The organism is Salipaludibacillus keqinensis, assembly GCF_003226325.1.
Taxonomy (GTDB): domain Bacteria; phylum Bacillota; class Bacilli; order Bacillales; family Salisediminibacteriaceae; genus Salipaludibacillus; species Salipaludibacillus keqinensis.
In genome coordinates, this window is the sequence record NZ_PDOD01000001.1 from 77,427 (window position 1) to 98,134 (window position 20,708).

Genomic DNA, 20,708 nt, shown 5'->3' on the forward strand with positions numbered 1-20,708 from the left:
GCGGCACTCTTGTTTTTTTGCTATTCCTTTTTCATTCCGATAAAACTAAGCATTCTGCCCGTTTTTCCTTCATCTCTTCGGTGAGAAAAGAACAAGTCATCTTGGCAACTAGTACAATAATTTGACACAAGAATATTTTTTTCTTCAACTCCAGCATGTAGGAGAAGTAGTTTGTTTAACATTTTTAAATCCAGTTGATACTGACCTTCACTTATTTCTTTGTATGGGGCGTAGTCAGAAGAGATAGATTTTAGCACGTCATTGACCTCATTAATTACATGATCATCCACGACATAACAGCAAGAATCAATAGAAGGACCGATAGCAGCATGAATATCTTTAGGAGGAATATTTTCCATCAAATCCCACAGTTCGATCATTTTACCAGAAATGTTTTTCACCGTTCCTTTCCACCCTGCATGGGCTACGCCAATCATTTGGTGGTCTGGTGCAAAAAAATAAACTGGGACACAATCGGCATAACACAAAGCTAGTAATAGATCTTTCTCTTGTGTATAGAGTCCGTCCGTCCCTTTAATGCTATCTTGATAGTCTACAGCTCCTGAACCTGCCAGTGGTTTTGAGATTTTTACAATTTGATCTGCGTGAACTTGGTCAGCGCAAGCCCAGTTAGTAGTAGGAAAACCTAAGTGATTTGCAAGACTCATACGGTTCGTTACGACTTTTCTTGGATCATCCTTTACATGCAGACCTAAGTTATTTGTTTGATAAGGGGCTTGGCTCGTACCGCCATTTTTTGTTGTGAATCCAGCCACTAGTCGATTCGTCTGATCTGCCCAGTTATTAAGTAATAAAGTAGAAGTGGTTTCTTTAATAAATGGTTCTTGCATCGGTCGTCCCTCCATTATAAATATTCTAATAGATCGTATACATTTAAACTATGACAGTTATAGAAAAGATTGTCGAAAAAAGAGCCTCTTTTATTGAGGCCCTTTCACGTTAGGATCTTTTGTTATCGTTTGGATCATACATTTCGTATGCTTTCGGTGTTTCTTTTTGTTTGACTTGTTTATTTGATTTTTTCAGCTTATAGACAGTAAATGATGCAGCGAGGAAAACAAAAATCATAATAATATAGGCGTAGCCCATCCCGCTGTCAGACGGATCGGGTACCGTGAAAATATCCATGTTGTTTCACAGCCTTTCGCTAGATTGTTTCAGTAAGTTTCATTATACCAATTTTTCAGCAAAAGTTCTTGAAACAGGATTCAGAGAATTATTGTTGCTTTATTGGTTTAGGAGACAAAAGGCTTGCGGTAATACCTAGCGCAGGGAAAAGCATCATGAATAGCAATATTTCTTGATACCCTCCAAATAAATCATAAGCAATTCCAAATGGCAAAGGGCCAAACGCTGAACCGGCTACAGTTATCGTCGTAGCAACACCTTTAATGCTCCCTATGTGGCGTCGGCCAAAGTAATCAGGAAAAACCATTGAAATGACAATCCTTTCTAAACCACCAACAAAACCCCAAATTAATCCAAAGGCGATAGCCCACATAAATGAATCAGTAAAGTACAGTGTCATGATAAATACAAATTGTCCTAAAAATACGAAGGCAAACATATAATGGACTTTTACTTTCTCAAGGAGGAAGCCTGCTAGCAATGTGACAGGAAACCCGACCATAGCCATTAAACTTAAAATAAAGGCAGCGGCACCAATGCTCAACCCGCTCCCACTTAAGATTGAAACGAGATGGAAAGTCAAACCGGTGTTAATCATAGAAGGAATACCAACACAAAGTAGTAATAGCCAAAACTGACGTGTTCCCATGGCCTCTTTTAGTGTCCAAGAGATATCTTTAGGTAATTTAGAAGAGTGCTCATCATCTTCTAGATCTTGGTGTTTCTTATTGTCTGGTAAAAGCCCCATATCTTCAGGTTTGTTTTTCATGAAGAAATAGACGATAGGAACAAAAAATACAAGAATGATTAGTCCTAATACTCGCCAAGCATTCTCCCATCCAAAATTAGATATAAGCCATGCGTTAAAAGGTGGAAAGAGAGTGGAGCTAATAAACCCGCCAATCATCATTAAACTAAAGGCTCGTCCCCGTTTTTCAATGAACCACTGAGGAATAAGTGTATTAGGTACGAGGGTCATTGAACCTTGACCGAGCAAACGAATGAGAAAGAAACCTACGAAAAGCATAAATGGATTCATAACGATACTATTCCAGAAACAAGCAATGGCTAATAGAATACTTACTGTGAGAGAAACTTTTCTTTGACCAAACCGGTCAATACTAGATCCCACAAGGTAAAGTAAAAATCCTGCAGCGAGTGTGGCAGCTGAATAGATTCCAGAAACAAGGGATCGTTCCCAATTAAAGTCTAAAATATAATAATCGATAAATACAGCATTGGAATAGGTTTGACCAGGACCGGAGAAGAATAAGCTCATAGCACCAATTAATACGATATACCAACCGTAGAAAATTGATGGCTTAGCATGATTATCATTTTTGTTAGTCATTGTTAGATCCTTTCAGTATGTATAGAATTCTCTAAAGTTTATTTTAACAGATATTTCGATTTCCGTAAGAAAAATTTATGTGGACATTTATTACGTACGCTTATTTTTTGATAGCATTGGACTTTCATTAAAGACAACTAGATCATTGCTACATAAAATCAAAAAAAGCACTCGTTTAAAGGAGTGCTAAAAAGTGAATATCATAAATGAAACTAATTATGCGATATAATGGCCGATGATTGCAAAAAGAAATACGAGACTGAGTCCGAACATTGTTTTTTTCATGGTTAACTCCTCCTTGTAAGGATAAATAGGTCTAAAAAAGCGTTATAATGAAAATAGAGCTCATATAGTTGTTTATCATCTAATTAGATGGTGTATAACGTTGTTTATCTAATTATATCGCAATTTTAAACCATATAACGAAGTGTGTGAAGAGGTTTTCCGAAAAACTTTCGATAATTTTTGCAGAAAAAAATGGATGGATTTAATGTGCTGAAACGTATACAATTGTTGTTCGTATAGTATGTATTGATCATTTCTAAATAGAAGAAGGGAGATTGCTCATGAAACCCTTGGCAACGCAGACTTATTTCAAAGTACAGCGGGAAGTTAACAGTATCGAGCAAAAAGATATTGAATACGAGCGAACTCTTTATTTATATAAAGATAAATTAAAGACTAAATATCGGGAATTTCCATCAGATAAAGTTTTCGATATGTCATTTAGAGAAATGAGTAGTGGAGAAGGCCTCTTATTTGTTCATACAAGCCAGGGAGTTTTCTCTTACATGGTAAAGTCAGACCCTTGTGAATTTATTGACGCATTCAAAGAGTTGGAACAAAAGATTCTTCAAGAAAAAGAGTAGGCGTGTTAAAAGCCCAAATTTAGGATGAGGCGATTTGATCAAAAGAGATCGAGAGTATGATAAGACAAGTTGTAATCACCCTGGATTGCTGCTGGAACAAGGAATGTAATAGACCATGTTTATGCCTAGAAGAACTTGTGGTTTACTCAATCAAAGTAAATCATTTGAAAGGATGGGCAACTATCAATTATAGTTAATCATAACAAGAGCAAAAGGGAGGTTCTCATGAATTACCGAAGACTAGGTAATACCGATCTGAAAATCAGTGAAGTGAGTTTTGGCACATGGGCTATTGGGGGTTCGTGGGGAAAAACGAACGACAAAGACGCTCTGGCAGGTTTAGAACATGCAATAGATCATGGAGTGAATTTTTTTGATACTGCAGATGTTTATGGTGATGGTCATAGTGAGGAATTACTAGCAAAAGCGACAAAAGGTAAAGAAGACGATATCTATCTTGCTAGTAAGTTTTGCAGAGCAGGAGATATTCACGACCCAAATACCTACTCTGAAGAATCAGTGAGAGAATACCTGGAGTCTACCCTACGCAGGTTGAACCGTGAAAGACTAGACTTATACCAAATTCATTGTCCCCCTATTGAAATATTAAAAGATGGGAAAGTTTTTGAAGTGTTGGATAAGATGCAAGCAGAAGGAAAGATCCGCTATTATGGTGTAAGCGTAGAAACCGTTGAAGAAGGACTGCTAAGTATGGAGAATGAAAATGTCCGAGCGCTTCAGGTCATTTTTAATTTGTTTCGGCAAAAGCCTGAAGCTGAACTTTTTCCGGCGGCGATTGATAGAGGCGTTGGGATTTTGGCAAGAGTCCCGTTAGCAAGTGGATTATTAACAGGTAAATTTGCAAAAACTCATACATTTGAAGATGATGATCACCGAAAGTTTAACAGTGACGGACAGCAGTTCAATGTCGGTGAAACTTTTGGGGGTCTTCCATTTGAAAAGGGTGTTGAATTAAGTAATGAAGTTTCTTGGATTGCAGAGGGAAGAGGAAAAATGTCTCAGGGGGCATTGAAGTGGATACTCCAGCATGATGCTATTTCTTCTGTTATTCCTGGATTTAGAAATGTAAAACAAATCAAAGATAATCTTAAAGCTATTGAAGTAAAGAAGTTCAGTCAAAAAGAACTGAATTGTTTAAAGGCTTTTTATGATGAGGAAGTCCATGACCATATTCGTGGAGCGTATTAATTAAAAATCCGGTTCCTCTTGCTAACTGAAAGCAAGGAACCGGATTTTTATTTTATTCTTTCAATTCAACGTTTATTTTAACGCGTCAAGTTCTTTCTCCACAAACGTCATCAGGTCTTTGATCATTCCCTCAGAGAAATCAAATTTAATCCCCGCAGCTTCATACACTTCTGTTAAAGATTTCGAAGCACCTAGAGAAAGAGCTTTTTTATAGTTTGATAGAGCTTTCTCGGAGTTTTCACGGTAGTGCTTATACATTTGAACTGCACCAAGTTGTGCAATCACGTATTCAATAAAATAAAATGGTACTTCAAAAATATGAAGAATACGTAACCAAGAAGTTTCTGACCACTTCTCATATTCACTCCAATCAACCACAGAAGAATTTAATTGTTGTTGCAACTCACTGAATTTTTTATTGCGCTCTTCAGCTGTATGGTTAGGATTTTCGTACATCCAATGTTGAAACTGGTCGACAACCATGCCCATAGGTAAAAATTCAATGATGCCTTTCAATTGATCCTGTTTCGCTCGAATGAGATCTTCTTTAGTTTCATAGAAGACATCCCATTGGTCCATCGTTAGCAACTCCATTGACATGCTCGCAAGTTCAGAAGATTCCATCGGTGTATCACGATATTTACTTAGGGGAATATCTTTTTTGAAATCATTATGGATACAATGCCCCATCTCATGAAGCAATGTAATCATGTCGTCGTGTGTTTTGGACGCATTCATAAAGATAAACGACAGTCCTGAAACAGGTAATGGCGCACAGAATCCCCCAGGAGCTTTTCCCTTTCGAGTCGTTAAATCGAGCATTGCACGTTGATCCATTGTTGTCAGTAACTCCTCAAAACGGTGATCGAGACTGGAAAAGATGGTCGCTGACCGTTCCACTAGCTGATCTCTTTCACTAAAAGGCTTTAATGGTTTTAAGCCTTTTGCGACACCTTTCGTATCCCAAGGTCGGTACGATTTTACACCCAACTCTTTTTGATGCTCTTGTTGAATTTTCTCTTTTAACGGGGTAACATGCTTACGAATCGACTCAGCTAACCGTTTGCAATCTTCAGGAGTATAGTCGAATCGTTCATATTTTTTGAACATGTAATCGCGATAGTTCTCTAAATTGGCGTTACGGGCTTTCTTTTGGCGAAGTTGAATGAGTTCATCCATAATTTCCTGTAACTCGGTTTCTTTTGATAAGAAAGCTTCCGCAGAAAGTTGCATCGCTTTTTTTCTCGTGTCTCGCTCAGAATCTTGCATATACGATGAAATTTCACTTAATGTTTTTTCTTCTCCATTCCAATCTACTGTAAGGCTACCTGTATGTTCAAAATAATTTGTAGACAGTCGATCTTCTTCTATTTCAAGCTTGATATTTTCATCTCGAAATAATTCTTTTGAATTTATTTTGCTTATGATAAATCGTTCGTAATAATTATAGTCTAAGGAGTCTTTCATAGGTGTAGCTAGAAATTTTTCATCTAATAGAGCTTCGTATCGCTTCACCAAAGGTTCAATCACTTGCTGATCATGTTCAAAAGCTTGTTTCGCAGATAGTGAATCGCTCTGACATTGGAAGTCTATGTAATGTCCTGTCAAACCTTCTTCAATTGCATCAAATAATTCAGATTCACGCTTTAACCAGTCTTCAAGTTGAGTAACAGACGTGAGTTCTTCATTAAGTAAACTTTTAAAAGCTTCTTCAATAGATGAAGGGTTTTGGAAATCTAATTTTTCTTCATAGAATGTTGTCATTGTCATCCTCCTTGGATTCGTACAAGTCTTCTATAATCATAATACAATCTTATAAAAACGTCGAACAATAATGGGTATGTGCATAGCCGAGACTATGGTATGATTCAACTATGTTAATGGTAGAAATGTAAGGAGGAAATGGAGAAAGAACATGAAAAAAACATTAATCATTATATTAATTATTCAATTTCTTGTATATGCAGGGTTCGGAATGGTTATACCTGTTTTGCCTGAAGTGGTAACAGATGTAAGTGGCCGCGCCGGGCATATCGGAGGCTTACTTGCTATTTATTCATTGGTTTCTTTCTTAACTTCCCCTACTTGGGGACATTGGGCAGATCGCTATGGAAGACGTAAGATCCTTATGTTTGGGTTATTTGGATATGCAATTGGTTTTATTTTATTCGGAATTTATTTAGATTCATTAACGATGATGTACATATCAAGAGCTTTGAGTGGTGTGTTTGCTGGCGCTTTATATGCAGCCGCCATGTCAACGATTTCAGATATATCTGATGATAAAACTAGAAATCGTAATTTAGGTTTGGTAGGAATGGCAATAGGTGTTGGTTTCATTTTCGGTCCAGCTTCTGGTGGTCTTCTAAGTGTGTTCGGATACGAAGTACCATTCTTTTTGGCTGGTGGGATAATGCTAGCTCTTGTACCTTTTGCTTGGAAAAATTTAGATGATCATCACTGGGTGAGGGTAGAAGCAGACCCCCATCGACGTTGGTTTCCTTCTCTGTCCATTCCTTCAGGAAGCACTTTGAAAATATTACTCGTTATGAGTTTTAGTGCTTCATTTTTACTAGCGGGGCTTGAGAGTGTCTTTCAAATATACGGAATCGATACGATTAATATGACACCAACTGAAATGGGAACACTCTTCTTCATTAGCGGGATTATTTTAGCGCTTGTTCAAGGAGGATTGCTGAGAAAAGTCAAGACTGGGACGGAATATCGTTGGATTATTGTAGGTCAAATAGCATCAGGTCTTGCTTTCTTGTTTATGGCAATTATATTTAATCTTGCTTTAGCGACGCTGTATATTATCTTGTTCGTGGTAGGTAATGCGGTCATTCGTACGTTATCTCTTTCTTTAATAACACGTGCCAGTGGTAATCGATCTGGGTACGCATCTGGATTGCAATTTTCAGCAGACAGTATGGGAAGGATTTTAGGGCCGCTTATATTTGCTTTTCTTTATGATCTTCAAGGTGGACAATTGTTCTATATCGCCTTTGGAGTTTCCATGTTGTTTGTCTTATTTATGGTTCTCAACGCGCACAAGTTAAGAGTTAGTTCTTTACAAGAACCTAAAATTAAGCAAGAATCATAGTTTTACTTGAAGAAAGGGAAAACTTTATTAAAGGAGTTTTCCCTTTTTTGTTGAACTAATCATACGTACGAACCTAAAGGAGGATTCATGGTATGAGAATGTTAGTGTTAGGTGCTGGTGCCACAGGAGGATACTTTGGAGGAAGGCTATTGGAAAAGGGAGAAGATGTGACGTTTCTCGTTCGGGAAAAACGTGAGCAACAGCTAAAGAAGCGCGGACTTATCATTAAAAGTGTTCATGGGGATGTAACCTTAAATCCTAAAACGTTAAGAGCAGGCAGGGGAGAAGATGATCCTTTTGATGTCGTGTTTATCGCAACGAAATCCTATCATCTCACAGAGGCGATGGAAACAGTGTTACCTTACGTTCGTGACTATACTTTAGTAATCCCTATATTAAACGGAATGGAACATATAGAACAATTGTATTCTTACTTTTCAAAAGAGCAAGTAATTGGTGGCCTATGTTTTATTGAATCAACATTGAATGAACACGGTGATATTATTCAAACGAGTCCAACTCATGAACTAGTGTATGGTGAGTGGGCAGGGAAAGATACAAACAGAATGAACCAGTTAAAAGAATGTTTATCAGGGACGAAAGCGACGTTTCGGCTTAGTGGTCAAATTCAACAAGATATGTGGCACAAATATTTGTTCATCACTACGTTATCAGGGATCACTTCGCTAATGCGATCATCTATTGGTCCTATTAGAGACACGTTAGAAGGGAGAACGTATATACAGCAATTATTTGAAGAAGTAAGATTAACTATGGTTCAGGCGGGGGCTCCAATTGGTGCAGGCATAGTTGAAAAACAGATGGAGCTAATAGAACGATCAGATTTTCAAATGAAATCTTCCATGCTCCGTGATATTGAAAAGGGTGATCGAATTGAAGTGGATCATTTGCAAGGATATTTAATACGATTAGCAGAAAAATCAGGAGTGGAGACTCCTTTATTAAAGTTAATATATCATCATCTAAAAGTATATGAAAAAAATCTTGCTTAACAATCAATAAAAACAAGGTATCTCATCCCATGAGATACCTTGTTTGCTTAATTATGGTGTTTCTACTACTGTTACCTCTACATCTTTTCGACCAAATTCAAATGCTTCGTCTTTTGTAGCAACGTGCAAGTCAATACGGTTTCCTTGAATAGCGCCACCGATGTCTCCTGCAATAGCACGTCCGTATCCTTCAACTTCAACGATAGATCCTAAAGGAATAACATCTGGGTCAACAGCAACAACTTTCTTGTTAGGGTTATTTCTTAGGTCAATTCCTGTATAAGTGATTCCAGAACAACCGTCACAATAAGCTGTATAAGCAGTCGCTTCTAAAGTCATTGTAGTTTCTGCATCATTACTGGAAGAGGAAGCTTGTTCTTCAGTTTCATTGCTCTCGCTTGAAGAAGATTCTTCTTGAGATGACTCTTCAGCTGATTGATCTGCTTCACTAGATTCTTCGGCTGGTTCTGAACTGCTTGATTCTTCAGCTGGTTCTGAACTGCTTGATTCTTCAGCTGGTTCAGAGCTGTCAGTAGACTCATTTGATTCTTCAGCTGGTTCACTAGCTTGTTCAGTAGAAGATTCTACTTGAGCTTCTGGAGCTGAAATATTTGGGTTGTATCTGCTTGTCATATCATGTAAAGCAGAGTAAGTATGTGGTCCGGCAACCCCTTCTTCGTCTTCAACGGATTCGTCGTTTTGGAAGTTGATTAACGCTTCTTCCGTTATAGGACCAAATTTGCTGTCTAGGTCGTAATTATAATAGCCTAGCTCAGCTAGATCTTCTTGAAGAGCTAACACTAGTTCACTTTCATCTCCTCTTTCAAGTCCTGTTAAAGCTCCAACAGTTTGAATTCCGGCAAGTCCATCAACTAATAAGTCGTACTCTTCTTGGAACTCAGTCACGGCATCAGTTGTTGCTTGATCATACTCTTGGCTCCACTCGCCAGCTTCTTGACTAAGGAAATCATTTTCTTCTAATAATTCCTTAAGCTCGACGACGTGTTGATCTGTTTTTCCATTATATAGTAGCTTCTCACCAAATTCTTTGTCTTTTTCTGCCGCACCTACTTGTGAGCCTGAAAATAAAATAGCACCTGCAACAATTGCTGATACACCGAATCGCTGAAGCGATCTGTTTGATTTGTTTGTTTTCATAAAATGAAAACCTCCTTTGTGATTCCTTAGTTCAACGTGACCAATCGTATCAACCAAAACACAAAGGATCAACCATTTAGATTTTATTTAATGTTAGGAAAAGAGATTGTCATTATCTGAAATCTTTTTGTAATTTATTAGAGATTCTTTCATGATTGGGCTCATCTGTTGTATTTTGAATGTTACGCCATTCATGTTCAAGGATACTCATTTCATACATTCCCCAATAGTGGGCATCTACACGTCTGAAGTCTCTGAAATACCCTTCTTCTTTAAATCCATAAGTCTCATAAATCTGTTTAGCATGAGTGTTATTATCAAAGACACCTAATGTAACACGATGTAAGTGAAGTGTTTCAAACGCATATTGGAGAACTTGATTAATGATGAGAGGGGTTAATCTCTTTCCCCTGTCTCTCTCTTCCCCAATCAATAATTTCCCCAATCTGGCAGAACGGTGGTTGTAATCTACTTTTCTTAAAGCGACATGACCTATAGGACGTTTGCTGTTCGATTCTATAACTGTAAAAATATACGACTCACTGTCTTTACGGTTGGCTCCAAGTATGTATTTTTCTAACTGCTTATCTGTTAATGGATATTCGAATGTCACTCCGCCCCATTTCATTAAAAAGACGGGAGACGTTTGGTTTAACCATTTTTTAAGTATAGGAAATTGTTCTTTTGTAAAAGGGATAAGTTGGATCATGACCACACCTCGTATTCATTCGTAGTAAACAAATGCTGTTTCTAATTTGAGTACTTTTTTCTATCTTTCATAACATCGTAGTATACTACGATTATAAACGAATGATTACATAGTAGGAACTAAAGTAAGCAGACAGAGACTGAATAAAGAAAGAGGAGGTATAAATGAAAATAAAGGGAAGAATTGTATTAAGCACTATTTGTTTTTTACTTATCTTCGCAGGACCTGTTGCGAGAGGGGCTGGCTATGGTTCGCTATGGTTTTATCTCGTGAGCTTTTTAGGATTAGCGGGATTAATCGTGCTAGACAGGCGATCCAAGAATTGAGAGACAATATAGAAGATTATCGATTTCTAATAGGGATACTCTTTTAACAATTATTATGTAGAAAAGATTGATTCACACCTTCCAACAGTTGAACAGTGGAAGGAAATATTGATATGATCATTCTTGTTATAGGACATTTTCGTGGTAGTTTGTGGATGCAAAATTGCATCAAGATTACCAATTTGAGATAATATAGAGGAACTGGATCATTTGAGAAAGAACTGTTGAAGGAAACGGGGTTATTTGTTCAAAGGTTAAGTGATGCAGATGCAGTATATGAGTCCCGCTTAGTGATTGTTCCATTTATTGAAAGGGCTAGAGTTTGATGTTGTATTCATCGCAATGATAGTGGAAGAATATACATTTAACGAAATAGATGTGAAGTTACTATACGTTTCAATGACAAGGGCTTTGCATCGATTGTTTATGTTTTCAGAGAAAAACCATCACGAGCTTGTAGAAAAGATAGCCTGTGAATAAAATTGAGTGCAGCTATAAAAAGAGGCTGAAAGTCGTGAACGGACTTTTTTAAAATCACCATATTAACGATAAAGCCTAATAAAAAGGAGACTGCAATATGATTCAACGAAAATCTGAACGAGAAATTGAGCTAATGAAAGAAGCAGGTAAGTTGGTTGCCAGCATTCACCGAAAATTAGCATCAATGGTAAAACCGGGAGTGACCACGCAGGAACTTAATGACTTTGTAGAAAAAACGCTTAAAAAGCATGGAGCAAAACCTGCTCAAAAAGGCTACCATGGCTATGCCTTTGCTACGTGCGCATCCATTAATGATGAGATATGCCACGGCTTTCCCCGAAAAGAACCGTTAAAAGAAGGAGATCTTGTGACGATGGATTTCGTCGTGGATTTAAACGGTGGTTTAGCGGATTCAGCCTGGACTTACGCTGTAGGAGAAATATCTGAAGACATTAAGGAATTAAACACTGTTACAGAACAATCTCTATACAAGGGGATTGAGCAAGCAGTCGCTGGTAACAGAGTGGGAGACATTGGTGCAGCCATTCAATCCTTTGTTGAACCTTACGGATATGGGATTGTTCGTGATTTTGCTGGTCATGGAATTGGACCGACCATACATGAAGAACCAAATATTCCCCATTTTGGAAAAGCAGGAAAAGGGCAGCGTCTAAAAGAAGGCATGGTCATTACGATCGAACCCATGATCAATTTAGGAGTGTGGCAATCTAAAATGGATGACAATGGCTGGACGGCTCGCACACAAGATGGCTCCATTTCCAGTCAATATGAACACACGCTTGTTATTACAAAAGGGAAACCAATTATCACAACAGATCAAAATCAAGAAGGCCTTTTAGATCTTTAGCATAGGCTCAAAAACACCCTAATTATAGGGTGTTTTTTTGTTTCCATTCATGAAACACCGCTTTAATAAATCGGTTGTAATAAAGATGGAAGATCGAAAAAACACCGGTTTCTAAAATAGGCAAGCACCATGGTTTTTAGACAATCATAGGCTGTAGAGAGAAGAGTAGAAAGGAGAGAACGTTGTGCATGATAATCAACGAATACTAAACTGGTTACTTCCTTCACAACCTAATCAGCCACCACAAGGTTATGGAGGGTTTGGATCATTATTCGGTTTTGGTCCTGGACCTGGCCCAGGTGGTCCGCCACCAGGGCCACCTGGTCAACCTGGATTTCCTCCAGGATCTGGCCCAGGAGGATTCGGACCACCCGGAGGGCCACCTGGAGGACCCCCAGGAGGCCAACAAGGTCCGCCACCGGGACCACCACCTAGTTCGCCCCCTCTTTCGGCCTATGGCGGCCCGGAAGGTATAGGTACATTTGCTGTAGATCCTGGGGCTTTTAGAGGGTGTTTATATCGTTATACGTATGTTCGATTAAACGATGGCCGTCGTTTTTGGTTCTGGCCTACTTTTATTGGGCGCACATCCGTAGCAGGCTATCGCTGGAGACCACGGCAATTCAGATGGGTGTATATGGGCATTGATACGAGTACGATTCGTTCCTTTCAGTGCCGATAGATAAAATAACTAAAATGAACCATCCTTTTACTTATAAAGAAGGATGGTTTTTCGCAATATAAGAATATATTTTCCTTCACCTCGATAAGTACATTTGCAAGTGTATCAAAAATAATTCATATTTTTATAAAAAGTAGGTTTACCAATGAGGGATTCGTGGTATGAGAACGTGAAAATATAATTAATGATTTTGGAGGGTAAAAAATGGATTATCTCATTACTATTGGTGAAAGCCTAATTAAAAATAAACATAAGTTAGCAAACGAGATTAAAGAATTATATTATGCGGAGAATCCGAGCCACGCACAAGGCCAAGGCCTCTCGGAAGAAGAATCAGACCGGTACACTGTTGAATTTATACATAAGATAGGACAATCATTAGTAGAGGAACATCAGAACGACCTAAAATCGATGGTTCAATGGGGCAAACAATTCGGAAAAATTTCAGTTGAATCTGGTATTCCTGCAGATCGGACGATGCGTGCTCTCCCTTATTTACGAAAAGTATTATTTGAATTTATTCGTTCTCACTTCAGAAACAGCTCGGCTACTTTTGATGATTATTTCAAAGTGGCAGATACAGTTAATCCTTTCATCGATCAAACGGTTTATGCATTTACTCAAGCTTACGTTGAGTACAATGCTGAGACTTTTCGACAAGCAAAAAGTGAATTAATGGAGTTGTCCGTTCCCGTTGTGCCTCTAACAAAAGAAGTGGCAATCTTACCAATCATTGGAACTATAGACACTTATCGGTCAAAGGAGATGCTCGATCAATCTCTTAACAGAGGAAGAGAATTGGAATTATCATATCTTATTGTGGATCTTTCTGGTGTTCATATGATTGACACAGCGATCGCTCACAACCTTTTCCAGTTGAATGATGCTTTACGTGTGATCGGTGTCACAGCTATATTTTCTGGATTAAGACCTGAACTTGCCCAGACCATTGTGAACCTTGGTATTACTTTTGATCAAATGAAAGTTGTAAGAAGTTTAGACCAGGCATTGAAAATGACCGGACTTGTGATTGAAGTAAATGAATGAATGTTTGATTATTGAAAATATTTCTAAAGAGTCCATATATTGTTCACTGGTAATAATTTCCCCTTCCTCCAAAGGGGTTTTTTTTATGGCATAATGGTCGGCATGGAGGTGTTTCATGATGTTGAAAAAAATCTTAGCATCAATCTTTGTTATAGGTATGGCTTTTCCTTTATTCATATCTTCTGGACATGCCAATACTACTTATCAAGTTGAACGTGGCGATACACTATGGCTTATTTCTGTTGAGAATGGTGTATCATTCAGAGATTTGTTAAATGCAAATGGAAGTATTGCAAACCCTGCATTGATTTATCCAGGACAACAGATAACGATTCCTTCTAGCGGTGGTCAAAGTTCTTCATCTCAAGGTAACACAGAGCAACAAGTGAGTCAGAGTCAAGTGTCACAATTTGAGCGAGAAGTTGTCAGACTAACAAATGTAGAAAGACAAAGTCGTGGGTTGTCCCCATTACAACTTGATGAACAAGTTTCACAGGTTGCGAGACTGAAGTCTCAAGATATGGCTGATCAAGGGTACTTCTCTCACCAAAGCCCAAGGTACGGTAGTCCATTTGATATGTTAAGAAGTGAAGGAGTGTCATATCAAAGAGCCGGCGAAAACATTGCGGCTGGACAGTCTACCCCTGCTCAAGTTGTTCAAGGTTGGATGAATTCTCAAGGACACCGAGAAAATATATTAAATAGTCATTATACACACATAGGTGTAGGTCATGTTGAAGGTGGTTCTTACAGACACTACTGGACACAAATGTTTATAAGTAAATAATCATAGATGAACCGGTTCTGATTTTATAGAATCGGTTTTTTGTTTGTGGATAAGATACATTTTGATTGGATAGTCCGGACGTGAGTTCTCTTATCAAAACTATTTTTCTCTCGTGGAATGTTAAATATTGAGATAAAAAGTGATGATACGTCTATGATAAAAAGGTATAATGAGATTAAGAAATGGAATCGGATTACTGGTGGGAGGATTCTATGTTTACGTGGGAATTTATGACGAACGAGGCTGCTCTTGAAATCGTAGAATGGGAATATCCTGATGAGTTTTCCTTCTATAATATTCAAAATGATATGGATGATTTGGATGAATTCTTAAATCCGTTTAAGTGGAATCACTATGCTGCTGTCTATGAGAATGAAAAATTGGTTGGTTACTTCACTTTTGATCCGTTGAATTTGGAGGAAGTTGAAATCGGTTTAGGATTGCATCCTGATTTAATTGGCAGAGGTAAAGGAAAGGCTTTTACTGCATACGCAATGGAATTAGCAGACAAGTGGTATGAACCAAAGAAACTAATTGTTAATGTGGCCAAGTTTAATGCAAGAGCTATTAAGGTCTATGAAAAAAATGGGTTCAAGAAAACGGTCGAATTTTTGCAAGAAACAAATGGAGATGAATACAGTTTTATCCGGATGGAAAAGGAATTAAGTAGCTGAACAGTTGTACGATGTTATTGCAATAGGTGGATTCTTAGACATGTATGAGCCAATAGATATTTGAGGGGGAATGATCATGCATTTCACTTGTTACGAATCAGCCTCGGAGATGCTGGAAAAAGTGGAACATTTCTTAATGAGAAAAGAAGCAAGGCACAACCTCCCACTTGGGATTTTAAAGCAAAAAGCAAAAGATGAAAAATCAAATTATGCTATGGCAGAGGATCTTTTCTTGGCAATAGGAGAAAATGAACAAAACGAAGTGGAAGTTGTACTAATAAGAACGGCATCTAGGAATCTCATTATTTGCGGTCACCTTTCTGCTGTGAAAAAAGCAGCCCATTGGTTAAATAAGAAGGGTGTCCAACTTCCTGGTGTAGTTGGATGCACAGATACAGCAAAAGCTTTTGCTGATGAATGGTCGAAGGTGACAACTTGTAAAACCGAAGCTACGATGAAACAAAATATTTACCAACTAGAAAAACTCCGTCAATTTCAGAGGAATCCTGGGAAGTTAACCTATGCCACAGAAGATGATATTGCTTTGGTCATGTCATGGACTGAAGAATTTGAGAAAGAGGCATTAGGATTAACAGAGCATCCAACGTTGGAAAGAGATGTATTACAAGAAATACGCAATAATCGCGTATTTTTTTGGAGAGACACAGATTGTACACCTGTATCCATGGCTAAGCGAGCTCGAGAGTTGAAAAACGGAGTGGTTGTCAATTTCGTTTACACTCCAGATGAGTATCAACGGAAAGGCTATGCTACGACTTGTGTAGGAGCATTAAGCGAAAGATTGTTAAATGAAGGCTTTAAGTTTTGTAGCTTAAACACGAACGCTGAAAATCCTACGTCAAATTCGATTTATATGAGCATCGGTTATGAACCTGTAGGAGATGCAGTTGAATATCGCTTTCACTATGTATGACATTCACCTTCTAAGGTGAATGTTTTTTTCTGTAAAATAAATATTCAGGCAGCTTTCAAAATTATTATTTTCTATCTTTTTTTAAGGGTTTTATGGATTGCGACGTCAGACTTTATTGTGGACTTCGTATCCGAAAACACCAGCGTGGCTTTGTTCGTAGGCTATGTTATAATTACTTCTGGTCTTTTATTCATATTCATTCGATTAACAAGCCTTGTGGTCAAATTGAACGAGATCTCTCAGCTCTTTTTACAACTGATTATTGGGCTCGTTTATAAAAGGAATAGTTAAAAAAGGAGTGACAACATCATTGTCTAAAAGAAAAGAACGGATGAGAGCTGGAATTGAAGAAGGAAGAACAGCTTTTATTCTTAAAGAAGGCTTGTATCATTTTGGTTTAAAACTTTGGTTATTGTATATGCTTGTAACATTTATTATTACGTATCGATTCGATTTTTCTATGTTTTTAACTCCTGGTGAGCTTATTCGTAGTGCGCTGTACCTTCTCGTATTCTTCGCTATAGGAGCTTACTGGGGGTTCATTTGGTATCAAGTACATACTACTGAGAAGAAGAGAGAGGAAGAAGAACGAAAGAAACAACAAAAAGATGCACAGAAAAACAAACGAAAAACTCAAAAGTAACATAGAAGAGGGAACCTCCATTGTCAGAAATTGAGGTTCCCTCTTTGGGCTCTCAGAACGAAATGTGTTCAGAGTTGCTTTCTTAAGTGAAATATTCGACCTTAGCTTCTGGGAAGAATTGTTCTTGATAATGGTGGAGCGTGGTTTGAATATCTTCTTGTTCATCTTTTTGATAAACGTATTTTCCTATTCCATATTTCCCCCATTTATATTTTCTTTTTTCTTCATCTAATTCCAACTTCGTCATGGGGTAATTTTTCTGAATGACTCTTTTTGCGGGCTTTGTAAATCGATGCTGAATCAACTCGAAAGTAATGTCATCACGGAGAGAGGGGGGTAAATATTCATCAAGCAAGTGAAACATGTTTAAATAACCTTCTTTCCAGCCTTCGTGTAGATAAATGGGTGCAATGATAAAACCAATCGGATAACCGGCCTCAGCCACTTTTGTTGCAGCTTTGATCCTCTCCTTGAGTGGCGAAGTACCATGTTCGAAGTTTCGAATCACATAATCAGCGTTGATGCTAAAACGAAACCTGGTTTTTCCTTGATGGTCTGCATCCAATAAATGATCAACATGGTGGTATTTTGTGACAAAACGTAGTTTTCCATAGTCAGATTTACCGAAATATTCTATGGCATGCTTAAGAGAGTGGGTTAAATGGTCAATGCCAACAATGTCAGATGTACAAGCAGCTTCAAATCTTGTTAATTCAGGGGCGCGCTCTTTCATATATGATTCAGCGGCGTTCAATATTTCCTCGACGTTTACATAGGTTCGAATATACGGTTTGCTTCCCATAGTGGTTTGTAAGTAACAGTATTGGCAATGTCCCATACAGCCTGTAGCTAATGGAATGGCATATTCTGCTGATGGTTTTGAAGTATCAAATTTCAACGTTTTTCTAACACCGACAACAAGAGTGGATTTTGCATTGCGATATTTTTGCAGATGATTTTCTCCTGGTATATTTCTTACTTGGTTGTGAGAAGTTGTTTGTCTGATTTCTACACCTAAATCGGTAAACTTCTTCTTTAATTTTTCACCTAAAGGGTAATCTAAAGCCCCGGGCTCTATATAAACTAATTGAGGAAAAAACGGTTTTATCATCATTCGTAAGCCTCTTGAATAGGATTATGATGAACAGTGTCGTCACTACTATCAGATGAAAAGGAAGAAGTATATTCATCTTCAGCCTCTTGGTAACTTGTATACAGGGCAAAATCATCAGTTAGTGGATAATATTCTTCCATAAAGAAAAGAGATAATTCTCCTGGGTGATATGGATTTTCAACAATAGATGCTTCTTGGATGTGGGCAACAGACTGGGTATGGGGATTACGCTGAATGATGTAAACTTGATCGCCTGCGTGTAATTCTTTTGAGTACATTTTTCTCCTCCTTTTAATCTATATTAGTGCACAAACCATCGATCGTTTAGGTACATCTTAGAGCTTATAATGTTAGGATTATCACGTAAGCGATCAAGCTATGCATGGTAATTTTTATTTATAGAAGTAAACACGATTGGAGCAAGATACAGTCGTGTATAATCTCTATACAAAAAAAAGCAGCAGTCGCATGGACTGCCGCTTTAATAAATAATTACAACTCTTGGTCTTCACGATTTGTTTCTTTATTTTCAAGTTCAGCTATTTTCCTTTCAAGTTCCTCCACTTTAAGATGAAGGTTTAAAAACTCTTCTCTAGATACGATATTTAAGTCTTCCATCGTGGTCCTCATTTTTTCTTTCGTACGTTGGTTCCACTGTTCTTCGGTCTCTTCTCCTTTTTTAAGAAAAGTTTGGTACAACTCGTCAGCTTCCTTCGGTGTAACCTTGCCTTTTGCCAATAAATCATCAATATATTTGTCTACTTTCTCCTTGCTTGTTACTGCTGCTCCTAGCCCTAATAGAAATCCTGTTTTTAAAATATTACTCATGTGAAATTCCTCCTGTGTAGATTTATTGTCTATATTGATCTACCCACCGCTTATGAAGCCTATACGTGACTAGACTAACAATTAGAGTGAATATCGTTAGACTTAGACTTCCCACTTGTAAAATGAAATGTTCCATTAAAACGGAAACAAATAGAAAACTTAGTGAAAAGAAAAAAGCGATAGATGTACTGATCATCATGAGTACATACCGATGATGATCAAATTGTCTCCACTGTTTTCGTTCTTCTGATCTTCGTTGATAAGCAGGTGCTTCTAGCCACTCATTTAGATTACGTGGAATGGACAATAAAGGTTTCGCAGTATCTTTTAAAACTTGCATTTTAATGCTGGCTGCATCATCTTCATTCTCTTCTAGCCACTCCGTAACGACTGGTTTTCCTAATGCGATAAAATCGATATCAGGGTCAATAATTGTCAAGACACCAAGTCCAATGGAAGCGGCACGTCCTAAGAAGGCAAATTCTGCAGGTAACTGAATCGGTTGTTCATGAACAATTTCTTGAAGATCATAAAAGATTTCTTCTACCACTTCTTGATCCAGTTTGTTTATTCCTTTATCTAAGTACATATCCACATATGTCTTTAATAATGACTGTAACTTATATTTATTAGCGTGAGGTAATAGAAACCCAAGTTCCTGTAATTGGTCCACAGCCAGTTGATAATCGTCTAATACAAATCCTTGAATCATTCTTCTAATTTTGGATGCTTCTTGCCTAGATATCTCGCCGACCATGCCAAAATCGAGAATGACGATCATACCTTCTTTTGTAATTAAGATATTACCCTGATGTGGGTCAGCATGAAACATCCCATAATCTAATAACTGGTCTACGAAAAACTGAAATAGCCTCTGTGCCGCATCTTTACGATCGATATGATGTTTTTTTAAATACGATAAATCGGTTACCTTTCTTCCTTCTATCCATTCCATACACAGTACTCGTCGCGTGCAATATTCTTCATAGAACTGTGGGATATAATAATGCTCACTATCATGGAATCGTTTTTGGAAGTATTGTCCATTTTTTAACTCTTTTTGATAGTTTAATTCATTTCCGATTATAGATACGACTTCTTTATAGAGAGCTTTTGTATCTGTTTCTTTTCCGAACTTCGTAAATACTCGAGTAATCCATAGAACGATTCTTAACGCCTTGAAGTCTGTGTCAATTATTTTATCAATATTATGCCGTTGTATTTTAATAGCGACTTCTTGACCGTTATGAAGTTTTCCCTTATACACTTCTCCAATGGAAGCAGATGCGACAGGCTTATCGCTAATTTCTGATAAGTTGTTATGAATATCTTGTCCCCATTCTTCTTCCAATATTTTTTTTGAAATGTGAGAAGGAACAGGGGGTACCTGGTCAATGAGATCAGCAAGTTCTCTAAGAAATACTTCGGGCATGATATCAGCTCTCGTACTTAAAAACTGACCCACTTTAATCATTAAACCCTCGAGCTTTATCGCCTTTTCTCTATATTCTGAAGCTTGTTTTTTTAACATAGCCTCCCATTTTTCATGAGTATTGGCATCCCATGTTTTGTTCCGCTTATTAAAATAATAAAGTTGGAACACAAATTTAACAAACATTGTTACGATCACAATGATTCGATATAATGAGAAGTTCTTCACAATGATCCTCCTGTCAGTCAACAGATCCATATGTATGGTGTTTAAACAATTTTATACCATTTCTTATACCCGTTACAAAACAATTGTATGTCAGCAATTATGAT

The 20,708-nt window shown here is 37.7% G+C and carries 23 protein-coding genes; 13 read left to right on the forward strand and 10 right to left on the reverse strand.

Translation table 11 applies throughout. The features are described 5' to 3' along the window. Positions 1 to 20 precede the first annotated feature (20 nt). From pgeF to CR194_RS00435, 3 genes are all read right to left on the reverse strand, one after another. Positions 21 to 851: a peptidoglycan editing factor PgeF gene (gene pgeF, locus CR194_RS00425; RefSeq protein ID WP_110607678.1), complete on the reverse strand. Its 831-nt coding sequence runs from the start codon at positions 849 to 851 to the stop codon at positions 21 to 23. A gap of 109 nt (positions 852 to 960) precedes the next feature. After that, the gene (locus CR194_RS00430; RefSeq protein WP_110607679.1) at positions 961 to 1,149 is read right to left on the reverse strand and encodes a hypothetical protein; all 189 of its coding nucleotides are present in this window, start codon (positions 1,147 to 1,149) and stop codon (positions 961 to 963) included. Positions 1,150 to 1,237: 88 nt separating this feature from the next. Continuing rightward, positions 1,238 to 2,500, reverse strand: coding sequence for an MFS transporter (locus CR194_RS00435; RefSeq protein ID WP_110607680.1), 1,263 nt, complete (start codon positions 2,498 to 2,500; stop codon positions 1,238 to 1,240). Positions 2,501 to 3,066: 566 nt separating this feature from the next. Here CR194_RS00435 and CR194_RS00440 point away from each other — a divergent pair. Further along, positions 3,067 to 3,369 carry a hypothetical protein gene (locus tag CR194_RS00440; RefSeq protein WP_110607681.1) on the forward strand — a complete coding sequence of 101 codons (303 nt, stop codon included), beginning with the start codon at positions 3,067 to 3,069 and terminating at the stop codon, positions 3,367 to 3,369. Positions 3,370 to 3,594: 225 nt separating this feature from the next. Next, positions 3,595 to 4,578 (forward strand): aldo/keto reductase, encoded by a 984-nt coding sequence (locus tag CR194_RS00445; protein WP_110607682.1) that lies wholly within the window; start codon positions 3,595 to 3,597, stop codon positions 4,576 to 4,578. Between the two features lie 72 nt (positions 4,579 to 4,650). Here the strand turns inward: CR194_RS00445 and CR194_RS00450 are convergent, their stop codons facing one another. Beyond that, a complete protein-coding gene (locus CR194_RS00450) occupies positions 4,651 to 6,342 on the reverse strand; it encodes a M3 family oligoendopeptidase (RefSeq protein ID WP_110607683.1) in 1,692 nt (563 codons plus the stop codon). A 151-nt stretch (positions 6,343 to 6,493) separates the two neighbouring features. Here CR194_RS00450 and CR194_RS00455 point away from each other — a divergent pair, with 151 nt between their 5' ends. Next, positions 6,494 to 7,681 carry an MFS transporter gene (locus CR194_RS00455; RefSeq protein WP_110607684.1) on the forward strand — a complete coding sequence of 396 codons (1,188 nt, stop codon included), beginning with the start codon at positions 6,494 to 6,496 and terminating at the stop codon, positions 7,679 to 7,681. Between the two features lie 92 nt (positions 7,682 to 7,773). Further along, complete coding sequence (locus CR194_RS00460; protein ID WP_110607685.1) at positions 7,774 to 8,694, forward strand: ketopantoate reductase family protein; 921 nt, start codon at positions 7,774 to 7,776, stop codon at positions 8,692 to 8,694. Between the two features lie 51 nt (positions 8,695 to 8,745). Here the strand turns inward: CR194_RS00460 and CR194_RS00465 are convergent, their stop codons facing one another. Next, positions 8,746 to 9,852: a peptidoglycan-binding protein gene (locus CR194_RS00465; RefSeq protein ID WP_110607686.1), complete on the reverse strand. Its 1,107-nt coding sequence runs from the start codon at positions 9,850 to 9,852 to the stop codon at positions 8,746 to 8,748. A gap of 112 nt (positions 9,853 to 9,964) precedes the next feature. After that, positions 9,965 to 10,561 carry a GNAT family N-acetyltransferase gene (locus CR194_RS00470; protein ID WP_110607687.1) on the reverse strand — a complete coding sequence of 199 codons (597 nt, stop codon included), beginning with the start codon at positions 10,559 to 10,561 and terminating at the stop codon, positions 9,965 to 9,967. A 164-nt stretch (positions 10,562 to 10,725) separates the two neighbouring features. On the opposite strand from CR194_RS00470, the gene CR194_RS20125 reads away from it, so the two are divergent. The 9 genes from CR194_RS20125 (at position 10,726) to CR194_RS00510 (ending at position 17,002) form a co-directional block, all read left to right on the forward strand. Then, entirely contained in the window at positions 10,726 to 10,887 is a 162-nt protein-coding gene (locus CR194_RS20125; protein WP_158282121.1) for a hypothetical protein, read from the forward strand. A gap of 306 nt (positions 10,888 to 11,193) precedes the next feature. Beyond that, positions 11,194 to 11,367: an ATP-binding domain-containing protein gene (locus CR194_RS20820; protein ID WP_408640732.1), complete on the forward strand. Its 174-nt coding sequence runs from the start codon at positions 11,194 to 11,196 to the stop codon at positions 11,365 to 11,367. Between the two features lie 97 nt (positions 11,368 to 11,464). Then, entirely contained in the window at positions 11,465 to 12,235 is a 771-nt protein-coding gene (gene map, locus CR194_RS00480; RefSeq protein ID WP_110607688.1) for a type I methionyl aminopeptidase, read from the forward strand. Between the two features lie 184 nt (positions 12,236 to 12,419). Then, positions 12,420 to 12,917, forward strand: a complete 498-nt coding sequence (locus tag CR194_RS00485) for a hypothetical protein (RefSeq protein WP_110607689.1) — start codon at positions 12,420 to 12,422, stop codon at positions 12,915 to 12,917. Positions 12,918 to 13,121: 204 nt separating this feature from the next. Next, entirely contained in the window at positions 13,122 to 13,964 is an 843-nt protein-coding gene (locus CR194_RS00490) for an STAS domain-containing protein (protein ID WP_110607690.1), read from the forward strand. Between the two features lie 115 nt (positions 13,965 to 14,079). Further along, on the forward strand, positions 14,080 to 14,751 hold the full coding sequence (locus tag CR194_RS00495; RefSeq protein ID WP_332888651.1) for a CAP domain-containing protein: 672 nt from the start codon (positions 14,080 to 14,082) through the stop codon (positions 14,749 to 14,751). 212 nt (positions 14,752 to 14,963) lie between these two features. Beyond that, positions 14,964 to 15,425 carry a GNAT family N-acetyltransferase gene (locus CR194_RS00500; RefSeq protein ID WP_158282122.1) on the forward strand — a complete coding sequence of 154 codons (462 nt, stop codon included), beginning with the start codon at positions 14,964 to 14,966 and terminating at the stop codon, positions 15,423 to 15,425. 76 nt (positions 15,426 to 15,501) lie between these two features. Continuing rightward, the gene (locus tag CR194_RS00505; RefSeq protein ID WP_158282123.1) at positions 15,502 to 16,359 is read left to right on the forward strand and encodes a GNAT family N-acetyltransferase; all 858 of its coding nucleotides are present in this window, start codon (positions 15,502 to 15,504) and stop codon (positions 16,357 to 16,359) included. 310 nt (positions 16,360 to 16,669) lie between these two features. Next, on the forward strand, positions 16,670 to 17,002 hold the full coding sequence (locus CR194_RS00510) for a hypothetical protein (RefSeq protein WP_110607693.1): 333 nt from the start codon (positions 16,670 to 16,672) through the stop codon (positions 17,000 to 17,002). Positions 17,003 to 17,084: 82 nt separating this feature from the next. On the opposite strand, the gene splB is transcribed toward CR194_RS00510, so the two are convergent. The 4 genes from splB to CR194_RS00530 all read right to left on the reverse strand — a co-directional run bounded on the left by splB (position 17,085) and on the right by CR194_RS00530 (position 20,604). Next, positions 17,085 to 18,113 carry a spore photoproduct lyase gene (gene splB / locus CR194_RS00515; RefSeq protein WP_110608925.1) on the reverse strand — a complete coding sequence of 343 codons (1,029 nt, stop codon included), beginning with the start codon at positions 18,111 to 18,113 and terminating at the stop codon, positions 17,085 to 17,087. Next, positions 18,113 to 18,394: a transcriptional regulator SplA domain-containing protein gene (locus CR194_RS00520; protein ID WP_110607694.1), complete on the reverse strand. Its 282-nt coding sequence runs from the start codon at positions 18,392 to 18,394 to the stop codon at positions 18,113 to 18,115. The genes splB and CR194_RS00520 overlap by 1 nt, the downstream gene beginning before the upstream one ends. 214 nt (positions 18,395 to 18,608) lie before the next feature. Then, the gene (locus tag CR194_RS00525; RefSeq protein WP_110607695.1) at positions 18,609 to 18,944 is read right to left on the reverse strand and encodes a phasin family protein; all 336 of its coding nucleotides are present in this window, start codon (positions 18,942 to 18,944) and stop codon (positions 18,609 to 18,611) included. A gap of 22 nt (positions 18,945 to 18,966) precedes the next feature. Continuing rightward, positions 18,967 to 20,604: an ABC1 kinase family protein gene (locus CR194_RS00530; protein WP_158282124.1), complete on the reverse strand. Its 1,638-nt coding sequence runs from the start codon at positions 20,602 to 20,604 to the stop codon at positions 18,967 to 18,969. Positions 20,605 to 20,708: the final 104 nt, after the last annotated feature.

Excerpts from the sequence above, each read along its gene's own strand:
- pgeF (WP_110607678.1), bottom strand. The coding sequence starts at position 851 with ATGCAAGAACCATTTATTAAAGAAACCACTTCTACTTTATTACTTAAT.
- CR194_RS00430 (WP_110607679.1), bottom strand. The coding sequence starts at position 1,149 with ATGGATATTTTCACGGTACCCGATCCGTCTGACAGCGGGATGGGCTAC.
- CR194_RS00435 (WP_110607680.1), bottom strand. The coding sequence starts at position 2,500 with ATGACTAACAAAAATGATAATCATGCTAAGCCATCAATTTTCTACGGT.
- CR194_RS00440 (WP_110607681.1), top strand. The coding sequence starts at position 3,067 with ATGAAACCCTTGGCAACGCAGACTTATTTCAAAGTACAGCGGGAAGTT.
- CR194_RS00445 (WP_110607682.1), top strand. The coding sequence starts at position 3,595 with ATGAATTACCGAAGACTAGGTAATACCGATCTGAAAATCAGTGAAGTG.
- CR194_RS00450 (WP_110607683.1), bottom strand. The coding sequence starts at position 6,342 with ATGACAACATTCTATGAAGAAAAATTAGATTTCCAAAACCCTTCATCT.
- CR194_RS00455 (WP_110607684.1), top strand. The coding sequence starts at position 6,494 with ATGAAAAAAACATTAATCATTATATTAATTATTCAATTTCTTGTATAT.
- CR194_RS00460 (WP_110607685.1), top strand. The coding sequence starts at position 7,774 with ATGAGAATGTTAGTGTTAGGTGCTGGTGCCACAGGAGGATACTTTGGA.
- CR194_RS00465 (WP_110607686.1), bottom strand. The coding sequence starts at position 9,852 with ATGAAAACAAACAAATCAAACAGATCGCTTCAGCGATTCGGTGTATCA.
- CR194_RS00470 (WP_110607687.1), bottom strand. The coding sequence starts at position 10,561 with ATGATCCAACTTATCCCTTTTACAAAAGAACAATTTCCTATACTTAAA.
- CR194_RS20125 (WP_158282121.1), top strand. The coding sequence starts at position 10,726 with ATGAAAATAAAGGGAAGAATTGTATTAAGCACTATTTGTTTTTTACTT.
- map (WP_110607688.1), top strand. The coding sequence starts at position 11,465 with ATGATTCAACGAAAATCTGAACGAGAAATTGAGCTAATGAAAGAAGCA.
- CR194_RS00490 (WP_110607690.1), top strand. The coding sequence starts at position 13,122 with ATGGATTATCTCATTACTATTGGTGAAAGCCTAATTAAAAATAAACAT.
- CR194_RS00495 (WP_332888651.1), top strand. The coding sequence starts at position 14,080 with ATGATGTTGAAAAAAATCTTAGCATCAATCTTTGTTATAGGTATGGCT.
- CR194_RS00500 (WP_158282122.1), top strand. The coding sequence starts at position 14,964 with ATGTTTACGTGGGAATTTATGACGAACGAGGCTGCTCTTGAAATCGTA.
- CR194_RS00505 (WP_158282123.1), top strand. The coding sequence starts at position 15,502 with ATGCATTTCACTTGTTACGAATCAGCCTCGGAGATGCTGGAAAAAGTG.
- splB (WP_110608925.1), bottom strand. The coding sequence starts at position 18,113 with ATGATAAAACCGTTTTTTCCTCAATTAGTTTATATAGAGCCCGGGGCT.
- CR194_RS00520 (WP_110607694.1), bottom strand. The coding sequence starts at position 18,394 with ATGTACTCAAAAGAATTACACGCAGGCGATCAAGTTTACATCATTCAG.
- CR194_RS00525 (WP_110607695.1), bottom strand. The coding sequence starts at position 18,944 with ATGAGTAATATTTTAAAAACAGGATTTCTATTAGGGCTAGGAGCAGCA.